This is a genomic window from Nakamurella endophytica, from assembly GCF_014646215.1.
GTDB classification, from domain to species: domain Bacteria; phylum Actinomycetota; class Actinomycetes; order Mycobacteriales; family Nakamurellaceae; genus Nakamurella; species Nakamurella endophytica.
Genome location: NZ_BMNA01000002.1, coordinates 797,282 through 810,873, shown reverse-complemented (window position 1 = coordinate 810,873; position 13,592 = coordinate 797,282). Strand labels below are relative to the sequence as shown.

The following is a 13,592-nucleotide window of genomic DNA, read 5'->3' as shown; positions in this document are numbered from 1 at the left end:
GGTGGTCGCCGTACCGCCGTGGAGGACGGCGCGGACCTGGTGCGCGCTGCCCTGCGACGGCGGGCGGCGGGCGCGGACCCGGCGCCGACCGGCTCCGGTGCGGACGCTGCCGACGAGCGGGGGTGGACGCGGGACGTCGCTCTCCTGCTCGCCGAACGGGAGCGGGCCCGGTCCACCGAGGTCGACCTCACCCTGCCCGCAGGGCTGTCGGTGAGCGCGCTGGTCGACCTGGCCGCCGACCCGCGCAGTCTCGCCCGGCGGCTACGCCGGCCGGTCCCGGCGCCGCCGTCCGAGCACGCGCGCCGCGGTACCGCGTTCCACGCCTGGCTCGAGCGCCGGTACGCCGGAGCGCCGCTGCTCGACGTGGCAGATCTTCCCGGGGCCGCTGACGAGGGTGTCGCCGCCGAGCCGGGGTTGCAGGAGCTCCGCGACGCGTTCCTGCGCTCCCCGTGGGCGGACCGGCAACCCACCCACATCGAGCTGCCGTTCACCACCGCCGTCGCCGGGCTGACCGTCCGGGGCCGGATGGATGCGGTGTTCGCCGACCCGGACGGCGGTGTGACGGTGGTGGACTGGAAGACGGGACCGCCGCCGTCCGGGGCGGACCTCGACGTCGCCGCGGTGCAGCTCGCGACCTACCGACTGGCCGCGGCGGCGTTGCTCGGCCTGCCGCTGGACCGGGTCCGCGCCGCCTTCGTCCACGTCCGGGCCGGGGTCACGATCAGCCCGGCCGACCTTCTGGACGCCGACGGGCTCGCCGACCTGGTGCACCGGTCGGTCGCCGGCCCCGGTGACGACCCGCCGGCGTCCGCCACTGCGTCGCGCCGAGCCGGCCGCCATGGTCCGGGTCGGGGCCGTGGCGCCGGTCCCCAACGCCAGGCGGGCGGGACACCGGACGGCCACGACCCCGGGCCGTCGGGACCGCCGGCGGCGATCCTCGCGGACGTCGACGCGGACGAGCCGGTCCCGCTGCCGGACGAGCCGCCCGAATCCGACGACCCCTACGGGCTGTTCGACCTGCCCGACGACGGACCGAGCCGGAAGGACGGTGCTGCCGTGGCACCATCGACCTCGTGATCACCCTCCTCGAGTACCTGGTCATCGCGGCGGTGATCGGTGCGGTGGTCTTCGTGCTCGCCGTCCTGGTGTTCGGCCGCGGGGAGCAGATGGCGCCGCTGAGTCCGCGGACGTCGCCGGCTCAGTTGCCCGGAGAGGGCATCGGCGCGGACGACGTGCGGTCGGTCAAGTTCTCGCTCGCCCTGCGGGGCTACCGGATGAGCGACGTGGACTGGGTGCTCGACCGTGTCGGCGACCGCATCGATGAGTTGGAACGGGACAACGCCCGCCTGCGTGGCCAGCCCCTCCCCGATCGGAGTCTCGCGGACGACATCGACGCCTCGGCCGGACCGCCCGCTGCGGACCTCTACGACGCCGGGTCGGCCGACACCCTCGCGATGTCACCGGACCGGGAGCAGAGCCCGGCGGCCGCGGGATCCTTCGGTCCGGCGGGCCCGGGCCCGGCCCGGGAGGACCGGCGATGAAGGCCCGCCTCGAAGTCGGCCTCGACATCGCCGCGCCGGTCGAGTCGGTGTTCCAGGCGATGGTCGACCTGCCGTCGCAGGAACGCTGGATGCTGCTCACCCGGCTCTACCCGCTCGCCGGAGACGCCCCCGTGCCGGCCGTCGGTTCCCGCCTGGCCGCGTTGACCGGCATCGGCGGCATGGGGGTCCTGGACACCATGCAGGTCACCGTCTTCGACCCGCCGCGCCGGTGGGAGACCCGGCACGACGGCGGGCTGATCAAGGGACGGGGAATCTTCGAGGTCCGTCCCGCCGCCGCAGGTGCCCGCGCCGTCTGGATCGAGGACCTCGAGCTACCGCTGGGGCTCCTCGGCGGGATCGGCTGGCTGGTCCTGCGGCCCGCGTTCCGCTGGGGGCTCGGCCGATCCCTGCGGACCCTTGCCGCCGGCGTGACCGGCGGGACGCTGCCCCTCCGGCCCGAGCACCGGCCCGCCGGGACGACCGATCCGGGCGCCACCGGCACGACGGGAACCGGCGCCGGCTCGACCGGCAGCGATGGCTCCGCGGCCGGGACCGGTGTCGCGGGCGCGCCGGGGACAGCCACCGGGGACGGATCGGAGGCCTCCGGGTCGGAGGCGGTGCGGTGAGCGAACGGCCGGCCGGCGTCGTCGCCGACGATGCGGCGCCGGTGAACCCGGCCGGCGACGGGCGACCGCGCTGCGCCTGGGCCCTGTCGACACCGGACTACGTCCGGTACCACGACGAGGAGTGGGGATCGCCGCTGCACGGCGACGCCGCGTTGTTCGAGCGGCTGACCCTGGAGGCGTTCCAGTCCGGCCTGTCGTGGCTTACGATCCTGCGCAAGCGGCCGGCGTTCCGCGCCGCTTTCGCCGGCTTCGACCTGGCGACGGTCGCCGGCTACGGACCGGCGGACGTCGACCGCCTGCTCGCCGACGCCGGCATTGTCCGCAATCGGGCCAAGATCGACGCGGCCATCGCCAACGCCCGGGCCGCGCTCGCCGTCCCGGAGGGTCTCGACGCGCTGCTGTGGAGTTTCCGTCCGCTGGCTCCACGAGCGCGACCACGAGAACTCGGCGACGTGCCGTCGCAGAGCTTCGAATCGGTCGCGATGGCCAAGGAACTCAAGCGCCGGGGGTTCCGGTTCGTCGGTCCGACGACCGCCTACGCACTGATGCAGGCGACCGGCATGGTCGACGACCACCTCGCGGACTGCTGGCGGGCGACCGGCTGAGACCACCGGCCGGTCCTCGGACCGTTCTGCAGCCAGTGCGGTTCGCACGCTCCGGGAGCGGTACGCGGGACGACCGCCGCGGGAGCCGCGACGGGGGCCTCGGCAGCTGCGACAGCGGCTGTATCCAGCTCCGCACAGCAGGGCACCGACCCGGGCGGACGGACCCCTCAGGCGTCGAGCACCCCAGCTGGCTTGCCGCCCGCGCGCGGGAGGTCCGCAGGTGCACCGTCCGCGCCATAGCCGCTGCGGAGCAACGACCCGGCCGCGCCTGGCCTCAGCGGCCGCGTCCGGCCTTGGTGCTGGGCCGGCCGGTCGACGTGGCCGGCTCCGGGACCGCGCGGCGCTGCTGCGGGTCGCGGCTCGCCGCTCGCTGCTCCCGGCGCTGCGCCGCCGCGCTCCGGCGGTCGGCCGGGGCCGCGTTCGGCCGCTGGGCGGCGGAACCGGGCGAACGGTCGGTACCGCTGCGGGCGGTCGCCGACCCGGACTCGACCTCCTCCGGAGCCTGCAGCTCGCCCGCGGTGTCCGCCGAACTCGCGGACGGCGGGAGGGCCGCGGCGGGGTCGGTGGTGTCCGCGCCGGTGTCCATGCCGGCCGCCGACCGGTGCTGGTCGTCCGCGGCGGCATCCCGCCCCCCGGGACTGTTGATCACCGCGACGCCCGACTCCAGGTCGATCCGCAGGTCCCCGTCGCGGGCGTTGCCCTCCTCCTCGCGACGCATGGCCTTGGACCGGCGCTCTTCCATCTCGTGGCGCATGCCAGGGTTGAAGAGCGCACCCAGTTCACCCAGCGGACCCACCGGCTCAGGCTACGCGAGCGGGGCTGTCCAGGACGGCGCTGGAGCCGGCAGCCGGCCAGGTCCGCACCGGGCGGCGGGCGCGGCAGCAGCACATTCACTCCGCCGCCGGCCGGCCCGGGGGATCGCCGCGCGCCGACAGGCCCGGCGGTCCGATACCGATGTCCCTCGTCACCGACACCCGCGCCCGACACCCGCGCCCGACACCCGCGTCCGCCACCCGCGTCCGCCACCCGCGCCCGCCGCCCGCATCCGCCACGCGCGCCCGCCACGCGCGCCCGGCACCCGCGCCCGACACCGTGCGGCCGACGGTGCACGACCGAGGGGTCAGCGGCCCCGGTAGGTCGGCCGCTGCTTGGCCAGGAAGGCGGCCACGGCGTCGCGGTGGTCCTCGCCCCGGAACAGCGCGCCCTGCGCCGCCTCCTCGAAGGACAGCGCCGACGCCAGGTCGGTGCTCGCGGCGTGGTGCAGCGACGCCTTGATCCAGGCGAACGCCTCGGTCGGGCCTTCGGCGAGCCGCGTCGCGAGGCGACGTCCCTCGTCCGCCAGGTCGGCGTCGTCGACCACCGCGTCGACCAGCCCGGCGGCCAGCGCCTGGTCGGCGTCCCAGCGCTCACCGAGCAGCAACATCCGGCTGGCGCGGCCCGACCCCACCAGCCGGGGCAGCAGGAACGAGACGCCGCTGTCCGCGGCCAGCGCGACGCCGGCGAAAGCGGCGGTGAACGTCGCCGACCGTCCGGCCACCCGCAGGTCGCACGCGCACGCGAAACCCAGACCGGCGCCGGCGGTGACGCCGTTGACGACGGCCACCACCGGCTTGCGCATGCCGGTGATCGTCAGGATGGCCGCGTTGTAGAAGTCGCGGACCGTCGACGACACCCGGGGGTCGCCGGCCGCGAGCAGCGCCGCATGCTCGCGCAGGTCCTGGCCGGCGCAGAACGCCCGTCCTGTCCCCGTCAGCACCACGGCGCGCACGGCCGGGTCGGCGGCGGCCCGCTGGAGCTCGCCGAGCAGCAGGTCCTTGGTCGCCAGGGTCAGGGCGTTCCCCGCTCGAGGTCGATCGATCCGGATGGTGCGGACGGCACCGTCGGTGGTCGCGACCACGTCGGGCGAATCATCGCCGACGGGGTCCGCAGCCGCGTGCCCGGCGCGGAGCCGACCGTCCGGCCGGCCCTCACCGACCGGCGCGGAGGCGCTCCCGGCGGAGGTCGGGTCCGTCGCGCCGCTGCGGCCGGGGGCGTCGCCGCGTTCCGGCCCTTCGGTGTTTGACGGCGGCGGTGTGCCCACGGCGACTCCCGTTCTGCTCGGGTGCGGCCCGGCCGGCCGGTCCGCCAGGTCGCGGAGCGCTGTGCACCTGGTGTCGGTGCAGGTCGCTCGATGGGGGAGAATAGGAGGACCGCTGTCCTTGCGGGTCGGCGACCGGAGCACTGATGACCGGTCGCCGGCGAGTCGCACGCAGCCACCCGCCCCGTCGGCGGCACCGGCGGCGATGCCGGATTTCGGAGGGAGTTCGTACATGGCGGCCATGAAGCCCCGCACCGGGGACGGTCCCCTGGAGGTGACGAAGGAGGGCCGCGGGATCGTGATGCGCGTCCCGCTGGAAGGCGGGGGACGGCTCGTCGTGGAGATCTCCGCGGACGAAGCGGCCACCCTCGGCGAGGCGTTGAAGGCCGTCGTGTCCTGACGGCACGCTGCACCGCCGGGTGATCGACCGGCACGACCTCCGCCCGGAGTCCGTCCACCAGACGGCTCCGGGCGGTCGTGTGTCCGCAGGTCGGCCGGCCCCGTCCCGCGGGGGCGTGCAGCCCCGGCCAGCGACGGTCCGACCCTGCTGGTGGCCGGCTCCCGCCGTCGCATCCGTCCTCGCGCTCGCGGCGCCGGGCAGCGCCTCAGCGCAGCGACCGGTACAGCTCCACGGTCTGCTCGGCGACCGCGGTCCACGAGAAGCTCGTCACCGCCCGTTCCCGCCCGGCCCGACCGGCGGCCCGCGCGCCGTCCGGGTCGGCCACCGTCGCGTTCACGGCGGCGGCGAACTCCTCCTCGAACTCGCGGGGCCGGTCGGCGTCGTAGTGCACCAGCCGCCCGGTGACGCCGTCGTCCACCACCTCGGGGATGCCGCCGACGTCGCTGGCCACCACCGGCGCACCACAGGCCATGGCCTCCAGGTTCACGATGCCCAGCGGCTCGTACACCGACGGGCAGCAGAACACCGTCGAGGCGGTGAGCACCTGCTTGACCTGGTCCAGGGTCAGCATGCCGTCGAACCAGAAGACGCCCGGCCTGGCCTGCTGCAGCTCGGCGATGGCCGCGGCGGTCTCCGCCGCGATCTCCGGGGTGTCCGGCGCCCCGGCGCACAGGACCAGCTGCACGCCCGGGTCGAACCGGTGCGCTGCGGCGATGAGATGCCCGACGCCCTTCTGTCGGGTGATGCGGCCGACGAAGGACGCGATCGGCGCGTCCAGGTCGACGCCCTTGTCGACCAGCAGCGACCGCTCGTCCGAGGGCCGGTAGATGTCGGTGTCGATGCCGTTGCGGATCACGTGCACCTTGGCCGGGTCCAGCTCGGGGTAGCAGTCGAGGACGTCGGTGCGCATGCCGTCCGACACGGCGATCACCGCGTCCGCGGCGTCGTAGGCGGTCTTCTCCGCCCACGACGACAACCGGTACCCGCCGCCGAGCTGCTCGGCCTTCCACGGCCGCCGCGGTTCCAGCGAGTGGGCCGTCACCACGTGCGGGACGTCGTAGAGGATCTTCGCCAGGTGGCCCGCCATGTTGGCGTACCAGGTGTGCGAGTGCGCGACGTCGATGTCCTCGGACCCGAGCGCGGCCACCATCGACAGGTCCACCGACAGCGTCGTCAGCGCCGCGTTGGCCCCGGCCAGTTCTGCTGCCGGGCGGTGTCCGCGGGCCCCCGGGCGGTCCTCGCCGAACGCGTGCACCTCGACGTCGATCAGCGTGCGCAGCTCCCGCACCAGGTAGTCGACGTGGACGCCGGCCCCGCCGTAGATGTCCGGGGGGAACTCTCGGGTCAGGATGGCGGTGCGCACAGCGGTCACCTTAACGGCGCCCCAGAGGCGCTGCGCGGCGAGCGGTTCCCCGCCGCGCGGCCGTGCTGACCGGGGGATAGTGTGCGGTTCATGGTCGTCAAGCCCAGGGTGCTCGGGATCGTTCTGGCCGGCGGCGAGGGGAAACGGCTGTGGCCGTTGACGGCCGACCGGGCGAAGCCCGCGGTGCCCTTCGGCGGCAATTTCCGGCTGATCGACTTCGTGCTGTCGAACCTCGTCAACTCCGGGTACCTGCGGATCTGCGTGCTGACCCAGTACAAGTCCCACTCGCTCGACCGGCACATCACCACGACCTGGCGGATGAGCCAGATGCTCGGCAACTTCGTGACGCCGGTCCCGGCCCAGCAGCGGCTCGGCCCGCGCTGGTACACCGGCAGCGCCGACGCCATCCTGCAGTCGCTGAACCTGGTCTACGACGACAATCCCGACTACCTGGTCGTGTTCGGCGCCGACCACATCTACCGGATGGACATCTCGCAGATGGTGTCCGACCACATCGCATCCGGCGCGGAGGCCTCGGTCGCCGGCATCCGGGTGCCGCGGCACGAGGCGACGGCGTTCGGGGTGATCGAGACCGGCGACGACGGGCTCAGGATCAGCCGGTTCCTGGAGAAGCCGGCCGATCCGCCGGCGGTGCCGGACGACCCGGACGTCGCCTACGCCTCGATGGGCAACTACGTGTTCACCACCAAGGCCCTGATCGACGCCCTGAAGGCCGACGCCGCGGACGAGAACTCCATGCACGACATGGGCGGCAACATCATCCCGTACTTCGTCGACCGCGGGACGGCGAACGTCTACGACTTCAACCGCAACCAGGTGCCGGGGGCGACGGAGCGCGACGCGGGCTACTGGCGCGACGTGGGCACGCTCGACGCCTACCACGACGCACACATGGACCTGGTGTCGATCCACCCGATCTTCAACCTGTACAACTCGCACTGGCCGATCATCTCGTTGCCGCCGACGCTGCCCCCGGCCAAGTTCGTCGAGAACGGCATGGCGCTGGACTCGATGATCGGGCCGGGGACGATCATCGCCGGCGCCACCGTCCGGCGGTCCGTGGTGTCGGACAACGTCCGGGTGCAACTGGGCAGCTCGGTGGAGGGGTCCGTGCTGATGCCGGGTGTCCGGGTCGGTCGGAACGCCATCGTCCGCAACGCGATCCTCGACAAGAACGTCGTCGTGCCCGACGGGGCGATGGTCGGCATCGACCTCGAGGCGGACCGCGCCCAGTACACCGTGACCCCGGCGGGGATCACCGTGATCGGCAAGGGCATCACGGTCAACGGTCGCTGACCGGCTCCGACACCGCGCCCACACCGGGCCGTCGGTCCCGGTACGGGCGTAAGGCCCGCTCAGCCCTCCGGCTCGGGCAGCCGCGGCGGGCAGCCGGTGCTGCGGTACCGGGCCGCGTACTCGAAGTGCCACGGCTCGTTGTCGTAGATGCGGCACCAGCCGAGCCGGCCGGTCGTGGCCTGCAGCCAGCGGTAAGCCGACGCGGGCTGCACGTCGACGGCGTAGCCCGACACGTGCGCGGACTTGCCGGGTGGCAGCACGTACTGCCGGGCGATCTCCTCGCTGCCGTACTGGCGGACGTAGTCGTCGAACAGCGCGAGTTGCTGTGCGCGGCTGCGCTTCCCGTCGTTCAGGCACAGGGTGATCCGCTGCCGGGCCGCCTGCGAGCGGGCGGACCGCCAGGCCGCCTGCACCGCCGGCCGCAGCCCGGTCGGTGCCTCGTCGGAGTACTGCGGGTCGACCGAGCAGGCGGGCCCGTCGTCCGGCCCGGGGACGTCCGGCTGGTCCGCGGGCAGCACCACCAGCGTCGCCGTCGGCCGAGCCGTCGACGTGCCCGGCGCGGCGGTGCGCGTCCCCGGCGGGCTGGGCCGGGACGGCGTGGTCGTGGCGGTATCGGCCCTCGCGGTCGTCGACCCGGGTGCGGCCGAGCCGCCGGCCGCCGCGGTGGGCGTCCGGGGGGCGGACGGTGCCGGCGTCCCTGCCGAGGTCCTGTCGGTACCGGTCAACGGCGGCACGGCGACCGAGGACCGAGAACCTCCGGCGGCCGGCTCGGTGGTCGAGGCCGTGCCGGACGACGGCGTGGACACGGTCGTCGTCACGGTGGTCGAGACGACGGCGGCGTCGCCACTCGAGCACCCCACCACGGCCGGTGCCACCGCCAGGGCCGCAGCCAGCAGCCCGACCCGCCAGCCCGTGCGACGGACCGCGGTCACCCGCGCTTGACGGCCGCGAGCAGCCCGTCGCCGATCGGCAGCAGGACGGTCACCAGGCTCTCGTCGTCCCGGACGGCGCGCACCGCCTCGCGGACGGCGACCGTGGCCGCGTCCCGCTGCGTCGGATCGGCAACCTTGTCACCGTGCAGTGCACCGGCGACCGCCAGCACGCCGCCGGACCGCAGCAGCCGGACGGCCTGCGGGACGTGGTCGGGGTACTCGGCGCGGTCGCCGTCGATGAGCACCAGGTCGTAGGCGCCGTCGGTGAGCCGGGGCAGCACGTCCAGCGCGCGCCCGTTGATCAGCCGGGCGCGGCCGGGGGCGACACCGGCCTGCGCGAAGTGCTCACGGGCGACCCGGTGGTACTCACCCTCGATGTCGATGGAGGTGAGGACGCCGTCCGGGCGCATGCCGGCCAGCAGGTGCAACCCGCTGACCCCAGTGCCGGTACCGATCTCCACGACGCTGCGGGCCTGCAGCACGGCGGCCAGGAACGTCAGTGCGGCTCCCGTCCCGGTGCTGACCGGCGCGACGCCGAGGTCCGCGGACCGGCTCCGGGCGGAGAGCACCACCTCGGTCTCCGGGACGAAGAAGTCGGCGAACGACCCGCTCATGCTCATCCCGATGTCCTTCTGCCGGCGCGCACAGCGGGCACGGTACCGGTCGCCGGGACCGCCGGCCGACAGGCCCGCCGCCGACACCGTGACCCGCGGCCGACAGTCCGCCGCCCCGGGACCGCGGCCCGGACGCAGCCGCGTCCCGCCGCACTCACAGACCGCTCACACCCGGCGCCGCGACACTGACCGCGCCGGGACCCTGCGGGGGACCGGTGGACCGAGGGCCACGCCCACCTCGCGGACCGCCTGCATCCTGCCGCTCCGGCGGCGGGATCGGCCGGCACCGGCGCCACCGCGGAACAAGCGTCGATCGTCCCGCGTTCCAGGCCTGTCGAGAGAGGTGAGTGCGCTGCCCATCCTGCCCGCTCCGTCCGGTGTCCCGGAGGAGCACACCGTCGCCGCCGAATGGACGGCGCCCGCGTGGGAGGACATCGTCCGCGAGCACGGGGACCGGGTCTACCGGCTGGCCTACCGGTTGTCCGGCAACACCCATGACGCCGAGGACATCACCCAGGAGACCTTCATCCGCGTCTTCCGGTCGCTCGCCAGCTTCAAGCCGGGGTCCTTCGAGGGCTGGCTGCACCGCATCACCACGAACGTCTTCCTCGACACGGTCCGCCGCCGGCAGCGGATCCGGATGGAGGCGCTGCCCGACGAGTCCGACCGGATCGTGGGCAGCGAGCCGACGCCCGAGCAGGCCTACCAGGATGCCAACCTGGACCCCGACCTGCAGGCCGCACTGGACGAGCTGCTGCCCGAATTCCGCGCCGCCGTCGTACTGTGCGACGTGGAGGGCCTGTCGTACGAGGAGATCGGCGCGACCCTCGGGGTCAAGCTCGGAACGGTGCGGTCCCGCATCCACCGCGGCCGCCAGGCGCTGCGCGCCGGCCTGGAGCGCAGGCGCGCGACACCGCCGACGGAGCGTCAGGTCGAACCGCGGCCCGTCCGGGCGCGGATCACGCCGTTGAAGGGGCTTCGGGCGGTGATGCCGTGAGTGGGATCTTCGAGGATCACCTGGGGCTCGACGCCATCGTCGCGTACGTCGACGGGGAGTTGAGCCTCACGGCTTTCCAACGGGCGGCGGCGCACGTCTCGCACTGCCCGTCCTGTGCCGCCGAGGTCGCGGAGCAGACGTCCGCGCAACAGCGCCTGCGCCGGGCCGCGTTGCCGCAGATGCCGAGCGGCCTGTTCGAGTCGCTGGCGTCCATCCCGGTCGCCGTCCCGGCCACCCGATCCGTGCCCGGGGTCGGCGTCGACGCCGCCGGCCGGCTGGCCCGCCCGGCGGCGGCCGCGGTGCCGGCGGGCGATGCCGGACACGGGCGCCGGTTCCGGCTGGGCGCCGGTGCGCTGGTGGCCGGTCTGGCCTTCGGTGCGGTGGTGGCCGCCTCGGCCGGGGACCCGCCGCCCGCGCCGACACCGTGGATGGGACCCGACACCGTGCAGACGAGCGGTGTGCCCGGACGCCAGCCCATCGGTGTCCCGATCGTCTCGGGCCGGTGACCGGCGCCGCGACCGCCGCGCGGTCCCCGTGGGCCCGGCCGGCATCGCACCCGGCCCGCACCGTGGCCGGCACCGTGGCCGGCACCGTGGCCGGCACCGTGGCCCGCACTGTGGCCCGTCCCGAGTCCCGGCGCCTGCCGGAGCGTCTGTCGTAGCCTGCAGGAGATGAGCGCGCCACCTGCCGCCGGCCGCGACCGGGACGCCCCGCGGTTGGCGCCCCGCCCGCTTTGGCGCCCGCCGGTGGATCCCGCGCAGGCCGCGGCGTTCGGCCGGCCGCGCGGCCCGTCGGGCTCGATCCCGTCCGTCCCGGTGTCGGCGCCGTCCGCCGCGGGCAGCCCACCTCCCGTGGTCGCACCGGAGGTGGCCGACGCGTTCTCGCCGCAGGGCGCCGAGGACGCCGGGCTGCAGCGGCCGCCGGATCCGGGTGCCGAACCGGACGCCGCCACGTCGGACGGCGACGATCCGTGGCGCGACCCGCACGCACAGGTGCGGCTCGGTCCGCCCGCCGAGCAGGAACCCGCGGTGGTCGTGGTGCCCCCGCCGCCGGCCGAGCGGTGGAGCCTGCGCGAGGCGCTGTTCCAACGGCGCCTGCGCCCCTCGGCGCTGGTGGGCCTGCTGACGCTGTGCCTGGTGATCGGCGTCGCCGGCGCGGCGATCGGCGGCTGGGTCACCGGCCGGTTGCCGTCGGCCGTCGCCGACCCGCAGTTCCAGCTGGCCACCGGGCAACCCGCGGTCGAGCGCGCGCCCGGCAGCATCGCCGCCGTCGCGGCCCGTGTCGTCCCGGCGGTGGTGTCGATCGAGATCCGGTCCGGGGACAGCGGCGACACCGGGTCCGGCGTCGTCATCGACGGCAAGGGCTACATCGTCACGAACAACCACGTCGTCTCGCTGGCCGCGACGGACAAGGCCGCGGTGATGACCGTGGTGTTCAACGACGGCGCGCACAGCCGCGTGCCGGCCACCGTGGTGGGGCGGGACCCGGAGACCGACCTGGCGGTGGTCAAGGTCGACCGCGTCGCCGGCGCGACGGTGGCCCAGCTCGGGTCCTCGGCCTCGTTGCGGGTCGGCGATCCGGTCATCGCCATCGGCTCGCCGCTGGGCCTGGCCGGGACGGTGACCACCGGGATCGTGTCCGCGCTCGACCGGCCGGTCCGGCTGCAGGGCGGCGATTCGGACACCAACGCGGTGATCGACGCCGTCCAGACGGACGCCGCCGTGAACCCCGGCAACTCCGGCGGCGCGCTGGTCGACGCGACGGGGACCGTCGTCGGCATCAACACCGCCATCCGGACGCTCGGCGGTGACGGCAGCGGCTCGATCGGGCTGGGGTTCGCCATCCCGATCGACACTGCCCGCGCCGTCGCCGAGGAGCTCATCCGCACCGGCACGGTGGTGCACTCGACGATCGGGGTGAACGCCCGGTCGGCCACGGACGGCACCACCGACGGTGCCCAGGTGCAGAACGTCGCGGACGGCGGTCCCGCCGCCAAGGCAGGCATCCGGGAGGGCGACGTGATCACCCGGATCGGCGACCGGGCGGTGGGCGACGCGGACAGCCTGGTGGTCGCCGTGCAGTCGCTGCCGGTCGGCCGCACCGTGCCGGTCACGCTGACCCGATCCGGCCGCACCCTGACGGTCCAGGTGACCCTCGCGGCCGAGTGAGCCGGGCGCCGGGCCGGCACGGGCGGGCGGCAGTCCGCTGCGGCGGACGCCCGGAGGCGCCGGCCGCGCACGGCCACCCGGCCCTACCGGCCCGGCCGATCCCCGGGCCGGTCCGCACCGAACCTGGTGGTGGGACGGGCACCTGGTCCGCCCACCCGATCCCCGCGCCGGGGCACGGCGCACCGGGACCTCGCGGGGCCGACGGTAGGCTGGCAGCCGACGCCGGACCCTGGACGGCCCGGCCGCGCCGGCGGATCCGGCACCGGGACACACCAGCGAGGAGGCCGGCAGGGTGTTCGGTCTCTCCTGGGCGCAGATCATCATCATCGTGCTGGTCGGCGTGTTCGTGCTCGGTCCCGAGCGCATCCCCACGGCGGTGCAGTGGGTCACCTCGTCGCTGCGCAAGGTCCGCACCATGGCGGCCGGCGCCCAGGCGCAGCTGCGCAGCGAGATCGGCCCGGAGCTCGACGAGTTGCGCCGGCAGATCGCGGACCTGCAGTCGCTCAAGGAGATCCAGGAGCTCCGGGAACTGCGGGACCTGCACCCCCGCAACCTGATCGGCAAGGGCCTGCTCGGGCAGGACGGTGCCACCGGCTCCGGCGGAGGGCTCAGCGGCCTGCTGGGGTTCGACTCGTCGCTGCTCGACCCGCCGGTCACCGGGTCCGGCGTGGCCGACCCGCCCCCGCCGGCGCACGGCGCGGCCGACGTGCCCGCGGTCGGTGGCGACGGGGCGAGCGCCGCGGCGCAGCCGGTGACCTACGGTGCGCCGGACGACGGCGTCGACCCGCTCGACGACCACCGCAACGGCCACGCCGGCGGCGCGGTGGACATGACGAAGCCGGTCTCGCCGGGCGGCCCTGCGGAATGGGCGGTCACCCCGTCGGCCGTCGCGACGGCGGAGGCCCCGCCGCCGTTCGACCCCGACGCGACCTGACCGCGCCGCCCCCGCCCG

At 75.1% G+C, this 13,592-nt stretch carries 16 protein-coding genes; 11 read left to right on the top strand and 5 right to left on the bottom strand.

Translation table 11 applies throughout. From position 1 onward, the window contains the following. The 4 genes from IEY37_RS07155 to IEY37_RS07140 all read left to right on the top strand — a co-directional run. Positions 1-1,077 (top strand): RecB family exonuclease (locus IEY37_RS07155; RefSeq protein ID WP_229674046.1); only part of this gene is annotated, 1,077 nt, incomplete at its 5' end. Further along, positions 1,074-1,541 carry a DivIVA domain-containing protein gene (locus IEY37_RS07150; RefSeq protein WP_188940774.1) on the top strand — a complete coding sequence of 156 codons (468 nt, stop codon included), beginning with the start codon at positions 1,074-1,076 and terminating at the stop codon, positions 1,539-1,541. The genes IEY37_RS07155 and IEY37_RS07150, both read left to right, overlap by 4 nt. Further along, entirely contained in the window at positions 1,538-2,167 is a 630-nt protein-coding gene (locus IEY37_RS07145) for an SRPBCC family protein (RefSeq protein WP_188940773.1), read from the top strand. Before IEY37_RS07150 ends, IEY37_RS07145 begins: the two co-directional genes overlap by 4 nt. Then, on the top strand, positions 2,164-2,772 hold the full coding sequence (locus IEY37_RS07140) for a DNA-3-methyladenine glycosylase I (RefSeq protein WP_308426366.1): 609 nt from the start codon (positions 2,164-2,166) through the stop codon (positions 2,770-2,772). The genes IEY37_RS07145 and IEY37_RS07140 overlap by 4 nt, the downstream gene beginning before the upstream one ends. Positions 2,773-3,046: 274 nt before the next feature. On the opposite strand, the gene IEY37_RS07135 is transcribed toward IEY37_RS07140, so the two are convergent. Both IEY37_RS07135 and IEY37_RS07130 read right to left on the bottom strand, forming a co-directional pair. Continuing rightward, positions 3,047-3,568 carry a DUF6191 domain-containing protein gene (locus tag IEY37_RS07135; protein WP_188940772.1) on the bottom strand — a complete coding sequence of 174 codons (522 nt, stop codon included), beginning with the start codon at positions 3,566-3,568 and terminating at the stop codon, positions 3,047-3,049. 324 nt (positions 3,569-3,892) lie between these two features. After that, complete coding sequence (locus tag IEY37_RS07130; protein ID WP_229674045.1) at positions 3,893-4,669, bottom strand: enoyl-CoA hydratase/isomerase family protein; 777 nt, start codon at positions 4,667-4,669, stop codon at positions 3,893-3,895. Positions 4,670-5,081: 412 nt separating this feature from the next. Between IEY37_RS07130 and IEY37_RS07125 the strand changes: the two genes are divergently transcribed. After that, on the top strand, positions 5,082-5,249 hold the full coding sequence (locus tag IEY37_RS07125) for a DUF3117 domain-containing protein (protein ID WP_188940770.1): 168 nt from the start codon (positions 5,082-5,084) through the stop codon (positions 5,247-5,249). A gap of 205 nt (positions 5,250-5,454) precedes the next feature. Here the strand turns inward: IEY37_RS07125 and glgA are convergent, their stop codons facing one another. Continuing rightward, entirely contained in the window at positions 5,455-6,612 is a 1,158-nt protein-coding gene (gene glgA / locus IEY37_RS07120; protein ID WP_188940769.1) for a glycogen synthase, read from the bottom strand. Positions 6,613-6,702: 90 nt separating this feature from the next. Here glgA and glgC point away from each other — a divergent pair, with 90 nt between their 5' ends. Further along, positions 6,703-7,929 (top strand): glucose-1-phosphate adenylyltransferase, encoded by a 1,227-nt coding sequence (gene glgC / locus IEY37_RS07115; protein ID WP_188940768.1) that lies wholly within the window; start codon positions 6,703-6,705, stop codon positions 7,927-7,929. A 59-nt stretch (positions 7,930-7,988) separates the two neighbouring features. Here glgC and IEY37_RS07110 read toward each other — a convergent pair whose 3' ends face one another. Further along, the gene (locus IEY37_RS07110; RefSeq protein WP_229674043.1) at positions 7,989-8,450 is read right to left on the bottom strand and encodes a D-alanyl-D-alanine carboxypeptidase family protein; all 462 of its coding nucleotides are present in this window, start codon (positions 8,448-8,450) and stop codon (positions 7,989-7,991) included. Positions 8,451-8,478: 28 nt separating this feature from the next. Here IEY37_RS07110 and IEY37_RS07105 point away from each other — a divergent pair, with 28 nt between their 5' ends. Continuing rightward, the gene (locus IEY37_RS07105) at positions 8,479-8,871 is read left to right on the top strand and encodes a hypothetical protein (protein ID WP_188940889.1); all 393 of its coding nucleotides are present in this window, start codon (positions 8,479-8,481) and stop codon (positions 8,869-8,871) included. On the opposite strand, the gene IEY37_RS07100 is transcribed toward IEY37_RS07105, so the two are convergent. Beyond that, positions 8,858-9,481, bottom strand: a complete 624-nt coding sequence (locus IEY37_RS07100; protein ID WP_188940767.1) for an O-methyltransferase — start codon at positions 9,479-9,481, stop codon at positions 8,858-8,860. The two genes, IEY37_RS07105 and IEY37_RS07100, sit on opposite strands and share 14 nt — an antisense overlap. A 346-nt stretch (positions 9,482-9,827) precedes the next feature. On the opposite strand from IEY37_RS07100, the gene sigE reads away from it, so the two are divergent. From sigE to tatB, 4 genes are all read left to right on the top strand, one after another. Next, positions 9,828-10,472: an RNA polymerase sigma factor SigE gene (sigE, locus tag IEY37_RS07095; RefSeq protein WP_373298270.1), complete on the top strand. Its 645-nt coding sequence runs from the start codon at positions 9,828-9,830 to the stop codon at positions 10,470-10,472. Next, positions 10,469-10,978: an anti-sigma factor family protein gene (locus IEY37_RS07090; protein ID WP_188940765.1), complete on the top strand. Its 510-nt coding sequence runs from the start codon at positions 10,469-10,471 to the stop codon at positions 10,976-10,978. The genes sigE and IEY37_RS07090 overlap by 4 nt, the downstream gene beginning before the upstream one ends. Before the next feature lie 165 nt (positions 10,979-11,143). Then, entirely contained in the window at positions 11,144-12,640 is a 1,497-nt protein-coding gene (locus IEY37_RS07085) for a S1C family serine protease (RefSeq protein WP_188940764.1), read from the top strand. A 292-nt stretch (positions 12,641-12,932) separates the two neighbouring features. Beyond that, positions 12,933-13,574 (top strand): Sec-independent protein translocase protein TatB, encoded by a 642-nt coding sequence (tatB, locus tag IEY37_RS07080; protein WP_188940763.1) that lies wholly within the window; start codon positions 12,933-12,935, stop codon positions 13,572-13,574. The last annotated feature ends 18 nt before the right edge of the window (positions 13,575-13,592 follow it).

Bases quoted from the DNA above. Each gene is read 5' to 3' on its own strand.
- IEY37_RS07100 (WP_188940767.1), bottom strand. From the start codon at position 9,481: ATGAGCATGAGCGGGTCGTTCGCCGACTTCTTCGTCCCGGAGACCGAG.
- glgC (WP_188940768.1), top strand. From the start codon at position 6,703: ATGGTCGTCAAGCCCAGGGTGCTCGGGATCGTTCTGGCCGGCGGCGAG.
- IEY37_RS07085 (WP_188940764.1), top strand. From the start codon at position 11,144: ATGAGCGCGCCACCTGCCGCCGGCCGCGACCGGGACGCCCCGCGGTTG.
- IEY37_RS07145 (WP_188940773.1), top strand. From the start codon at position 1,538: ATGAAGGCCCGCCTCGAAGTCGGCCTCGACATCGCCGCGCCGGTCGAG.
- IEY37_RS07125 (WP_188940770.1), top strand. From the start codon at position 5,082: ATGGCGGCCATGAAGCCCCGCACCGGGGACGGTCCCCTGGAGGTGACG.